The sequence below is a fragment of the Ensifer sp. Root142 genome, assembly GCF_001426785.1.
Lineage (GTDB): Bacteria > Pseudomonadota > Alphaproteobacteria > Rhizobiales > Rhizobiaceae > Ensifer > Ensifer canadensis.
This window is the reverse complement of the sequence record NZ_LMFK01000029.1, coordinates 1-9,777: the sequence shown is the minus strand read 5'-3', so window position 1 is coordinate 9,777 and position 9,777 is coordinate 1. Positions and strand designations below refer to the sequence as shown.

The 9,777-nt window shown below is 63.3% G+C and carries 13 protein-coding genes and 1 riboswitch; of the genes, 5 read left to right on the top strand and 8 right to left on the bottom strand.

What is annotated here, in order from left to right; translation table 11 throughout:
• Positions 1 to 49 precede the first annotated feature (49 nt).
• Positions 50 to 1,360, top strand: coding sequence for a glucoamylase family protein (locus ASD52_RS24175; RefSeq protein WP_057225657.1), 1,311 nt, complete (start codon positions 50 to 52; stop codon positions 1,358 to 1,360).
• A complete protein-coding gene (locus tag ASD52_RS24170) occupies positions 1,357 to 2,220 on the top strand; it encodes a (2Fe-2S)-binding protein (RefSeq protein WP_025427864.1) in 864 nt (287 codons plus the stop codon). The genes ASD52_RS24175 and ASD52_RS24170 overlap by 4 nt, the downstream gene beginning before the upstream one ends.
• Positions 2,221 to 2,295: 75 nt before the next feature.
• On the opposite strand, the gene ASD52_RS24165 is transcribed toward ASD52_RS24170, so the two are convergent.
• From ASD52_RS24165 to ASD52_RS24155, 3 genes are all read right to left on the bottom strand, one after another.
• Entirely contained in the window at positions 2,296 to 3,090 is a 795-nt protein-coding gene (locus ASD52_RS24165) for a CbtA family protein (protein ID WP_025427863.1), read from the bottom strand.
• Between the two features lie 197 nt (positions 3,091 to 3,287).
• Positions 3,288 to 3,464 (bottom strand): CbtB-domain containing protein, encoded by a 177-nt coding sequence (locus ASD52_RS24160; RefSeq protein WP_025427862.1) that lies wholly within the window; start codon positions 3,462 to 3,464, stop codon positions 3,288 to 3,290.
• A 42-nt stretch (positions 3,465 to 3,506) separates the two neighbouring features.
• Positions 3,507 to 3,776: riboswitch (cobalamin riboswitch) on the bottom strand.
• A complete protein-coding gene (locus tag ASD52_RS24155; RefSeq protein WP_025427861.1) occupies positions 3,775 to 4,467 on the bottom strand; it encodes a TetR/AcrR family transcriptional regulator in 693 nt (230 codons plus the stop codon). Its footprint overlaps the riboswitch before it by 2 nt.
• Before the next feature lie 103 nt (positions 4,468 to 4,570).
• On the opposite strand from ASD52_RS24155, the gene ASD52_RS24150 reads away from it, so the two are divergent.
• On the top strand, positions 4,571 to 5,401 hold the full coding sequence (locus ASD52_RS24150) for an NAD(P)H-binding protein (RefSeq protein ID WP_025427860.1): 831 nt from the start codon (positions 4,571 to 4,573) through the stop codon (positions 5,399 to 5,401).
• Positions 5,398 to 5,877: an anthrone oxygenase family protein gene (locus ASD52_RS24145; RefSeq protein ID WP_025427859.1), complete on the top strand. Its 480-nt coding sequence runs from the start codon at positions 5,398 to 5,400 to the stop codon at positions 5,875 to 5,877. Before ASD52_RS24150 ends, ASD52_RS24145 begins: the two co-directional genes overlap by 4 nt.
• A 46-nt stretch (positions 5,878 to 5,923) precedes the next feature.
• Here ASD52_RS24145 and ASD52_RS24140 read toward each other — a convergent pair whose 3' ends face one another.
• From ASD52_RS24140 to ASD52_RS24125, 4 genes are all read right to left on the bottom strand, one after another.
• Complete coding sequence (locus tag ASD52_RS24140) at positions 5,924 to 6,721, bottom strand: SDR family oxidoreductase (RefSeq protein WP_025427858.1); 798 nt, start codon at positions 6,719 to 6,721, stop codon at positions 5,924 to 5,926.
• Between the two features lie 110 nt (positions 6,722 to 6,831).
• Positions 6,832 to 7,395, bottom strand: a complete 564-nt coding sequence (locus tag ASD52_RS24135) for an SRPBCC family protein (RefSeq protein ID WP_057210270.1) — start codon at positions 7,393 to 7,395, stop codon at positions 6,832 to 6,834.
• On the bottom strand, positions 7,392 to 7,766 hold the full coding sequence (locus ASD52_RS24130; RefSeq protein WP_225906551.1) for a metalloregulator ArsR/SmtB family transcription factor: 375 nt from the start codon (positions 7,764 to 7,766) through the stop codon (positions 7,392 to 7,394). The genes ASD52_RS24135 and ASD52_RS24130 overlap by 4 nt, the downstream gene beginning before the upstream one ends.
• A 44-nt stretch (positions 7,767 to 7,810) precedes the next feature.
• Entirely contained in the window at positions 7,811 to 8,602 is a 792-nt protein-coding gene (locus ASD52_RS24125; RefSeq protein ID WP_025427855.1) for a crotonase/enoyl-CoA hydratase family protein, read from the bottom strand.
• A 95-nt stretch (positions 8,603 to 8,697) separates the two neighbouring features.
• Between ASD52_RS24125 and ASD52_RS24120 the strand changes: the two genes are divergently transcribed.
• Positions 8,698 to 9,279, top strand: a complete 582-nt coding sequence (locus ASD52_RS24120; protein ID WP_038576295.1) for a TetR/AcrR family transcriptional regulator — start codon at positions 8,698 to 8,700, stop codon at positions 9,277 to 9,279.
• 16 nt (positions 9,280 to 9,295) lie between these two features.
• Here ASD52_RS24120 and ASD52_RS24115 read toward each other — a convergent pair whose 3' ends face one another.
• Positions 9,296 to 9,682 carry a hypothetical protein gene (locus ASD52_RS24115; RefSeq protein ID WP_025427854.1) on the bottom strand — a complete coding sequence of 129 codons (387 nt, stop codon included), beginning with the start codon at positions 9,680 to 9,682 and terminating at the stop codon, positions 9,296 to 9,298.
• Positions 9,683 to 9,777 lie beyond the last annotated feature (95 nt).

Genomic DNA, 9,777 nt, shown 5'->3' with positions numbered 1-9,777 from the left:
GTTTACTGCCGATCGATACCGTGCCGACGGGCCTGCATGAGCTGAGGATATGCTTCAACAGACACGGAATACGGAGCGTTTTCAGGTCGATAGGCTGCAGTCCGCCGCTTTCGACTATTTCCTGCGCTATAGCGATGCCGGCACCGGGCTTGTCGCCGATACGTCGCTTCCCGACGCGCCCTCAAGCATCCCTGCCACCGGTTTCGGGCTTTCCTGCTACCCTGTTGGCGTCGAGCGCGGCTGGATCGGGCGCGGCGAAGCGGCCGGCCGGGTGCTGATGACCCTGCGGTTTCTGGCGCAAAGCCGGCAGGGGAGCGATGCGCTCGCCACCGGTTATCGCGGCTTCTACTATCACTTTCTCCACATGAAGACCGGCGAGCGGGTGTGGCAGTGCGAGCTTTCCACCATCGATACCGCGCTGCTGATTGCCGGCGTTTTGACCGCAGGCGCCTATTTCTCCGGCGACAGTGCGGGGGAGCGGGAAATCCGCGCGCTTGCGGATAAGCTCTATGCCCGGGTGGATTGGCGCTGGGCGCTCGGCCGTGGCGAGATACTGACGATGGGCTGGCGACCGCCCGGGCGGTTTCTTAAGTATCGATGGCAGGGCTACAGCGAGGCACTGCTGCTCTACGTGCTCGCGCTCGGCGCGCCGCACCATGCAATCGGCCCGGAGCACTACCGCGAATTCACGGCCGCCTATGCGTGGACCACGGTCGACGGTGCGCCGCATCTGCAGGCCGCGCCTTTGTTCGTCCATCTCTTTCCGCAAGCCTGGTTGGACCTTCGCGGCATTGGCGATGCGCCGATGCGTGACGAGGCGACTGATTATTTCGACAATACCTGCCGGGCGATCGCGCTGCAGCGAGCCCATGCCGAGCGCAATCCCGGCGATTTCGCCGGTTACGGCGGGGATATGTGGGGCCTCAGCGCCTGCGGTGGACCGGCGGGGCGGCAGCGGCTTGTCGATGGGCGTTGGCAGCGGATGCTCGGCTATGCGGCGCGCGGCGCGCCCGGTGGTCCTGACGATGGCACGCTGGCACCTTGGGCACCGGTTGCCTGTCTGCCTTTCGCTGCCGATGCGTCGCAGTCGGCACTCGCCGAGCTCGAGAACTGTTACCCGGACATTCTGTGCGAGAGCCGGTTTCCCGGCGGGTTCAATCCGAGCCTGCCCGGTGTGGGCCCGGAGGGTTGGGTCGACGACCGCGTGGTCGGGCTTGACCAGGGGCTTGTCGTGATGATGATCGAGAATGCCAGAAACGGTTTCGTCTGGGAGCTGACGCGCAGCATTCCGGCCATACGGCGCGGATTGCAGCGGGCGGATTTTCGCGGCGGCTGGCTTGAGACCAGGGAGACGGCATGAGCTTGGGCCACGAGCGGCAGGACGAGCGCCCGGCGGAGGACGAGGCGGACGCGGCGTTGCGCCAGAGCGCCCTTGGCGTTCTCGCGCACCTGCAGTCGTCTTTCCCCGAAGTGGGCTTTTCGCTCGGGGCCGCCGGCGACGTATTTCTTCCCGAGGCGCGGTTCTGGGTGGAGGAGGGCGTCGGGCTTGAAGACAGCCTTGCCTATCAGGATCGCTTTGCCGAGGGCATGGACGACAAGATCCGCGCCGCCCATCTGATTGCCTTTTACAGCAACCAGCTCACGCTCGCGCTTGGCGGCCTCTATCTCGGTGGGGGCATCGTGGCAGCCGTTCGCGGCCTTCGCTTCGAAGAATTTTCGCGGGCCTATGGCGAACGGCTTGTCGCGGCCAAGCGGTTTCATTTCAGCCTTGCCTTGCCCGCAGCCGGGGATCATGCCCCGGCGACTGCGGACGTCTTCGGCGAAACCTTCGCTGCGCATCTGGCGCCGATCGTCGTCATGTTGAAGCGTCGCACCGGCCTGTCCTCGGGCGCGCAATGGCGGCTTGCGGCGGATTCGCTTGCCGGTGGGTTCCTGGAGATCGGCCGCGTCCTCGGCGACGAGGAGACCGCGATGGCGAGGGCGCTGGCGATCGTCAAGCGCGCGGGTACGTCGCTATTTTCCGACAAGCTCCGTTACGAGGACATCGTGATCGAGATCGGCGGCAATCATGCGCTGTCGCGCACCTATCGCCTGCGCGGCGGCTGCTGTCTCTATTATCGAACGGAAGGTGGCAGCTTCTGCGACAGTTGCGTGATGCTGGCGCCGGACGACCGCCGCGCGCGGTTGCAGGCGCATCTGCTGGCATTGCAGGCGCGCTGAGACATCTCGACGACAAAGCCCCTGATATCGGCGATATCAGGGGCTCCGGGTTGATGGCGAAATCTGGCCGGTCTGTTACGCCTTGGCGAAACGATCGTTGATGAAGCCCGACACGACGCCGAGAACAATCCAGAACGCGAGCGTGGTGGCAAGGGCTGCCACGGCGAATTCAGCGCCGAGCACGGCCGGCACATTGCTGGAGATGTCCGACGGTTGCGGCGCGCCATAGACATGCGGTGCCGCGATCAGCACGAGGCCGATGATCTTGGCGGCGATCTCTTGCCGCAAGACCAGCAGATAGAGACCGGCGGCAGACAACAGCACGGTTGCACCCCACCAGACCTGGCGGTCGCCGAGTTCCGCGGCCGGGAAGCCCGGCAGTTCCGGCGGCAGACCGATTGCCGGCAGCATGTGCACGGCAAGCCAGCCGCAGGCGCCCCAGAGCGCGCCGTTCCTGAGCGTGATCGGGTAGCCGATGACGAGGCTGACGCCGGCGAGCAGCAGCGCGAAGCCGGAGCCGGTCACCAGATTGGCGATCAGCGTGCCGGAAAAGCGGCTCATGCCGAACATGATGCCGCCTTCCTCGTGTTCGCCCTCATGGGCGTAGGCAGGCGTGATCGGCGACAGGGCGTCAAGCAAAGCGCCAATCGGCGAAACCGCCTTCAGCGACGAATGCTGGTCGTGGTTTGCTGCGGCCGGATCGGCCGTTCCCGGCTGAACGGCTGGTTGTTCGCCGGCGGCCGGTGCCTCGCCTTCGAATTCTTCCGCGTGCAGGATCAGCGGTACGACGCGCAGTTCCTGGGCGCCGGTCATGAAGACACCGGCAATCAATCCAGCCACGATCGCGGCCAGAAGCGTTCTGACAATCATTTTCGATATCCCTCGATATCGGCGCGCCATGCATCTGGCAGGCAGCGCCGTGTCCCACTGGCAAATATGCGAACGGCTCCGTCCGGCAGATCTTCAATCTGCATCAGACGCGAGCAAACGCGTCCGGCTGTCTGCCGGAAGCGTTTTTGTCCGCAGCTATGTCGATGCGGAACGCAAGTCGCGTCCCGGAACATCGCTTAGTGGCAGGGGAAGCCATAGGAGTGGCGGGTGTCGTGCGCGGTATCGTGCAGCACGGCCGAGTTCGCCAGGCCTGCGCCGAAGACGAGGAAGCCGCCGATGAGGAGCGCGATGATACCTGCGGTCAGACGATCGCTGAGGGAGAGCGGAATGCTCGAAACTGTAGATGTAGCCATGACAACCTCCGTGATGGCGTCGGGATCTTTCCCGGTTTGGGCCCTATGCCCGCATCGACTGGCAGGTTTCCTGGCTCAGGACGTCGGGTGAGATCACCCTGGATTTGCCTCGCCTTCCCAGAGCAAGGGCCGCCCTCTCGCGGTCTTGTCTCCAGTGGCTTCTTCCGGATCGCTCCGGAACGGCGCATTCACGTCGCTCTACAGTCGCGGGGTCGGCCGTGATTTGAATGCCCAGCATGGGTCCATCCGTCACGTTCCCGTTTACTCCCGAAACGCGTTCGCGTTGCGGGAACCAATCGATCCACGATGATTAGGATCGCACCCCGGAGATGTCAATTAGACTTGCGCCGCCGCCCGGTCCATCCGCGACAAAATCACGAAGGATCATGCGTTTATAGGCTTCGACGATCTGGTCGCCCTCTGCTCTGGTGACGGAGACCGCAAGCCGCATCGTGCAATCGCCGAGATGCATGATCAAAAAGGCGGCGCTGTCGATCGTTTCGCGCGGCGTGTCGGGCGCAAACCGAGCCCAGACGTCGGCCAGAAGCTGGCCGCCGGCACGGCTTTGCAAAAGGTCGATCTCGCGCAGCGCCTTGTCGGCCTGCATCGCTGACCAGATGTCGCGCATCACAGGCTCGGCCAGGAACATATCGTAATAGATGTCGAACAGCATGGAGAAGGCGTCACGCAGTTCCGAGATCGACGTCACCTTGGCAAGCTCGGCCCCGATGCATTCATTGCAGACCGCATTGTAGCGCTCGGCCAGCGTGCGCACGATCGCCGCCTTGTCGGGGAAGTACTGGTAGAGGGAGCCGATCGAGATTCCAGCCTTTTCAGCGACTTCGCTCATGCGCATGGCGTCGCTGCCCTTCTCCTGGATGATCGCCGTGGCGCAGGAAAGGATGTGCTCGACGCGCTCGCGGCTGCGCTTCTGGCTGGGCGTGCGGCGCAGCGCCGGCTCGTCGTCAGCGGGGATTGTGGAAGGGCTTGCATCGGGAATCATGAGTAATGCTCACATTTTGACTTGACTCCTAAAATACGAGGATTTATCACATTTGCAAATGTGAGAGATGCTCATGTTTTGCAATCAACCTCAGGAGGAAGCGATGACTGACAAACTCACACTGGTTCTGGGCGGTACGGGCAAGACGGGGCGGCGGGTGGCGGCCCGCCTTGAGGAGCGGGGTATCGCGGTGCGCATCGGCGCCCGTTCGGCATCGCCTTCCTTCGACTGGACGGATGAGGCGACCTGGGCGCCCGTGCTTGAAAATGTCGAGCGCATCTATATCAGCTACCAGCCGGATCTGGCGGTGCCGGGCGCCGTCGAAACCATCCGCAAATTCTCGAGGCTTGCCGTTCGCTCGGGCATCAAGCGGCTGGTGCTTCTGTCGGGGCGCGGCGAGGACGAGGCGGAAGCGGCCGAGCGCGAACTGCAGGCCTCCGGCGCCGACTGGACGATCATCCGGGCAAGCTGGTTCTTCGAGAATTTCAGCGAGGATTTTTTGACCGATTCCGTTCGCAGCGGATCGGTGTTCCTGCCGCCGGATGAGATCACCGAACCCTTCATCAGCACCGACGACATCGCCGACGTGGCAGTTGCAGCCCTTCTGGACGAGGGGCATGTCGGCAAGGTCTATGAGCTGACAGGCCCGCGGCTGATGACCTTTGCCCAGGCCGTGGCCGAGATCGCGACGGCTGCCAACCGCCGGATCGGCTATCAGTCCGTGCCGGTTGCCGACTTCACGGTGCAGTTGCGGGCCGACGGATTGCCTGATGACTATGTCGAACTCATCCGCTATCTCTTCACGTCGGTGCTCGACGGGCGCAATTCGCAAGTGACGTCCGATGTCGAGCGCGTGCTTGGGCGCAAACCGCGCGACTTCGCCGACTATGCCCGGGAGACCGCTGCAACTGGTGTCTGGAGTATCGCCGCATGATCCCGCTGATCCCCGCTCTGGCGTTTGCCGCCGCAATCGGCTCCGGCCTGATGGCCGGGCTGTTCTTCATCTTCTCGGTCTGCATCATGCAGGCTTTGTCGCGGCTGCCGGCGGAGCAGGGGATCGCGGCGATGAACGCCATCAACGTGGTGATCCAGAATCCGCTGTTCCTCAGTACCTTCATGGGCACGGCGCTTCTGGGGCTCGCGCTGGTCGTCGCGGCCTTCATCTGGGGCGGTAACGGCAGCCTGCTGCTGGCGGCCGGCGGCATCGCCTACGTCGCCGGCGTGCTGATCGTCACCATTATCTTCAACGTGCCGATGAACGATGCGCTGGCGGCTGCCACGTCTGGGCAGGCTGCCACCGAAATCTGGCAGCAGCACTACCTGACCGACTGGGTCTGGTGGAACCATGTGCGCACGATTTCCTCGATCGGCGCTCTGGCGCTGTTCATTCTGGGTTTTGCGCGCAGCTGAAGAGAACGACCGACGCGACCCTGTGAAGGTCCGCCGGTCGTTCATTTCAATCAACCAGCGAGCCGCAGGTGAGGTTGGCGATCGCGCCGGTCATGGCGCCCGCCCGGTCCGAGGCGACGAAGGCGGCATAGTCGGCGACCTCGTCGAGCCTCGGGAAACGGCCGAGCAATGTGCCGGACTTTGCCCGACCGTCGAGCATCTCCTCCACAGTGGTATCGAACCGGTCGGCAAACCCTTGAAAGACGGCGCGCGCATGCGAAGCTGGCAGTGCCTCGGGAATGGCATCCGGCCGCAGGCAGATGACGCGGATGCCATGGCTGCCGAGTTCGCCGGCGAGAATGCGCGAGAAGGTCTCGATGGCGCCGCAGGTGGTGCCGTAGCCGAGGAAACCCGAGCCGGACATGCGCGAGCCGGGCGTCGAAAGCGTCAGGATGACACCGCTGCCGTTTCTTTCCATCTGCGCTGCTGCCGCCTTGGCGGTGATGAAGTTGGCGCGGGTATAGGCTGCAATCGGGTGCTCGAACTGTTCCAGCGTCAGCTCAGAAAGCGGCGGGCCCTGAATGTGGGCAAAGCCGACAGCGGTCAGGACCACGTCGATCCTGCCGGTTCGGTCGACAACCGATTGCGCATGCCGCTCGACGGCGGCTTGATCCATCACGTCGAGGACGTCGAACTCCGCCTTTCCACCCGCCGCCCGTATTGCCTTGGCCGTACGATCCAGGGTTTCGGCCGTTCGTCCAACGAGAAAGACACTCGCGCCTTCGCGGGCAAAGGCACGCGCCGCAGCACCGCCGATGGCGCCGCTGCCGCCATAAACAATCGCACTCTTATCCTGAAGCAACATTGTAGCCTCCCTTGATCCTGTTGGGGTGAATGGGCGTGCGGCATGGGCCCCTGGATCGATATCGATCCAAGGGAGAAAACCGTGCAGCAAGTATGATGTGTTAACGGGTACTAGCGCGCAGCGATCTGCCGCGCATATTCCTGTTCGAGCCTAGTATGCTTGTTCCAGAAGCCATGCGAGGTGCGGTCGGAAACCACATCGGCGAGAATGTCGAGATGGGTGTGCCAGCCGGCAGCCACGCTTGCCATCATCTCCTGTGTCGCGATGCGCGAATGGGTGACCACCAGCAGCACTTCTGAGCCCTTGGCCTCCAGATCGAAGCGCACCTGCGACGGCGTCGGCGTGCCTTCGCCCCAGGTATAGGCCAACAGGTACGGCGGCTTGCAGGCGATGATGCGGCCATGGATACGGCTTTCGCCGGCAAGGGCGGCATATTTGGTTGGCGGCTCACCGCAATCCGTGCCGAGGTCCTCATGGCGGAAGATATGTTCGACCGTCGATTCGGCTATAGCACCTATGGTGCCCGACGCCATCCACTGGCGGCGCTTGTCCTCCTCCGTCAGGTAGGCCCAGATGCGCTCGATCGGGCCGGGCAACAACCGCTCGATGCGTGCCGCATCCGGCGCGACGATCCGGGCATATCCGCCGTCGTCCATGCCGGCTTGCGGTGTCATCGCTTCTTCTCCGTTTGCTGCGGCGTCGTGGTCTGCCTGTCTGCGGCCTTCGCGGCGTCCTCGGCCAGAAGCAGTGCCTCCAACACATCGATGCGTTGACGCCAGAAGGCTTCGTAATGGCGCATCCATTCCATGCCGGCATGCATCGGCTCGGCGTCGAGCCGGCAGACATGCGCCCGGCCGCGCACTTCGCGCCGCACGAGACCGGCGCCTTCGAGCACCTTGATGTGTTTCGATGCGGCGGCAAGCGAGATCGAGAAGGGTGCGGCCAACTCGCCCACCAGCCGCTCACCCGCTGACAGATCCTGCAGCATCGCCCGCCGCGTCGGGTCGGACAGCGCATGGAATACGGCGTCAAGCCGATCGTTCATATATTCAACCATGTCGTTGAATATCGCCGATCTCGCGGTTATTGTCAACCGATTGGTTGAATATCTCTGTGCCGATCCTTCCAGGCGACCAACGCCTCTGTGAGGTCCGCGGTCGGCACCATGCGGGCAAATTGTTCGCTTTCCACCAGAAGCCCCTCTGATATCGACATGTTGAGGCCGCGGGTGACGGCGGTGATGATCGTCTGGACGACAAGCGGTGAATGTCGCAGGATGCGTCTGGCAAGCGCGCGGGCGGCAGGCATGAGCTCGTCGTGGGCAACGACGCTGTTGACCAGCCCCAGTTCGAGCGCGTGTTCGGCCGAAAAGTCGTCGCCGGTCAAAAGCAGTTCCAGCGCGCGTTTGCGGCCGGCAAGCCGGGGCAGGCGCTGGGTGCCGCCAAAGGTCGGCGGCATGCCCAGCCTGATCTCGGGCTTGGCGAAACGGGCGCGATCGCTGGCAACGGCAAGATGCACGGCCTCGGTGATTTCGCAGCCGCCGCCATAGGCGAGACCGTTGACGGCGGCGATGATGGGCTTGGGAAATGCCTCCAGCCTTGCGGTCAGGCGCTGGCCGCGGCGGACGAAATCACGCACGGCGGTGTTCGCCCCCTTGGCAACGCTCCCGGAAAACTCGGGAATGTCGCCGCCGGCGGAAAAGGCCCGTTCGCCAGCACCGGTGATGATCACCGCGCCGACGGTGTCGTTCACCTCGATCATGTCGAGCAGACCCAAAAGCCAATCGATCAGTTCGTAGTTCAGCGCATTGAGCTTGGCCGGTCGGTTCAGCGTCAGAAGCGCGATGCCATCGGAAATCTGCAGCAATACGGTGTCGGACATGGTGTTCTCCCTTCCTCGCGTCGAGCGAGGCATTGACGAAAGAAGGCTAGGTGAGGGAAGATCAAAAGTATATTCACTAGTCGGTATACATCGATATGGCAAAACCAGAGCGCACCACCCGGGAAGGCATCATCGATGCCGCCTCGAAACTCTTCTATGCCGAGGGCATTCGCGCCGTCAGCGTCGACGCGGTGGCTGAAGCTGCCGGGGTGACGAAACGCACGCTCTATTACCATTTCGGGAGCAAGGACGAGCTGATCGCCGCCTATCTCGAAGGGCGCGACCAGCCGAACCTGGCGCTCTTCCGCAGATGGTTCGATGCAGCAGACGGCGATCTTGCCGCGAAGGTCGAGGCGATCTTCGTCAATCTCGCCCGGGCAGCGCGGCATTCGAAATGGAAGGGGTGCGGCTTCCTGCGCACGTCGGCCGAGCTTGCGAACATGCCCGGCCATCCCGCTATCCGCATCGGTGCCGCCCACAAGAAGAAGTTCGAGGCCTGGCTGACGCAGATGTTTGCCGTGGCGGGCATCGATGATGCAGGCGAGCTGGCGCGCCAGATGCTGTTGCTGCTCGACGGCAGTTTTGCAGTCGTGCTCCTGCACCGGGATGCGAGCTATATGGAGAGTGCCGGCAAGGCGGCAGCGACCCTCGTGCGTGTGGCGACGGCTGCCCGCTGATCTCGGGTTTCTGTCGTCAGGTTTTTTCGTCAGCTTCGACCTTGATGGTGCCGCAGGGATCGAGCACGACGCCGTCTTCGAAAGTGCCGGAGACCAGCCCGCTGACATCGACCCGGTCTCCCGGCTTCAAGGCGCTGTTGTTGTATTCCAGGCAAACGACGCGGGTCCTGGTTTGTGGGCAAAGGGTGGTGACGGCGATCGGATCCTGAACCTCCAACGACACGACCTCGGCCGTCAGCTCGACATCGGGCCACTCCGGCGGTTGCTTCTGCCAGCCCGCAACCATATGGAAGATCGCTTCGCAGCTGGTAACGTGCGGGCCGCCATCTTCGGCGATGGATGGCGCCGGCAGCAACAGAAGCGGCAGCAAAGTGCTGCGGGCGATCCGTTTCAGGTCAAGCATTGTTATCTCCAATGAAAGAACACAAGGGGCGAAACGCCTTCGATTGGCGGCTTTTCCTTGGGTTCGGTTGGTTATTGATCGGCATTTTCGCCGAT

Bases quoted from the DNA above. Each gene is read 5' to 3' on its own strand.
- ASD52_RS24170 (WP_025427864.1), top strand. From the start codon at position 1,357: ATGAGCTTGGGCCACGAGCGGCAGGACGAGCGCCCGGCGGAGGACGAG.
- ASD52_RS24160 (WP_025427862.1), bottom strand. From the start codon at position 3,464: ATGGCTACATCTACAGTTTCGAGCATTCCGCTCTCCCTCAGCGATCGT.
- ASD52_RS24175 (WP_057225657.1), top strand. From the start codon at position 50: ATGCTTCAACAGACACGGAATACGGAGCGTTTTCAGGTCGATAGGCTG.
- ASD52_RS24150 (WP_025427860.1), top strand. From the start codon at position 4,571: ATGACTGACAAACTCACACTGGTTCTGGGCGGTACGGGCAAGACGGGG.
- ASD52_RS24130 (WP_225906551.1), bottom strand. From the start codon at position 7,766: ATGAACGATCGGCTTGACGCCGTATTCCATGCGCTGTCCGACCCGACG.
- ASD52_RS24125 (WP_025427855.1), bottom strand. From the start codon at position 8,602: ATGTCCGACACCGTATTGCTGCAGATTTCCGATGGCATCGCGCTTCTG.
- ASD52_RS24115 (WP_025427854.1), bottom strand. From the start codon at position 9,682: ATGCTTGACCTGAAACGGATCGCCCGCAGCACTTTGCTGCCGCTTCTG.
- ASD52_RS24145 (WP_025427859.1), top strand. From the start codon at position 5,398: ATGATCCCGCTGATCCCCGCTCTGGCGTTTGCCGCCGCAATCGGCTCC.
- ASD52_RS24140 (WP_025427858.1), bottom strand. From the start codon at position 6,721: ATGTTGCTTCAGGATAAGAGTGCGATTGTTTATGGCGGCAGCGGCGCC.
- ASD52_RS24120 (WP_038576295.1), top strand. From the start codon at position 8,698: ATGGCAAAACCAGAGCGCACCACCCGGGAAGGCATCATCGATGCCGCC.
- ASD52_RS24135 (WP_057210270.1), bottom strand. From the start codon at position 7,395: ATGACACCGCAAGCCGGCATGGACGACGGCGGATATGCCCGGATCGTC.
- ASD52_RS24155 (WP_025427861.1), bottom strand. From the start codon at position 4,467: ATGATTCCCGATGCAAGCCCTTCCACAATCCCCGCTGACGACGAGCCG.
- ASD52_RS24165 (WP_025427863.1), bottom strand. From the start codon at position 3,090: ATGATTGTCAGAACGCTTCTGGCCGCGATCGTGGCTGGATTGATTGCC.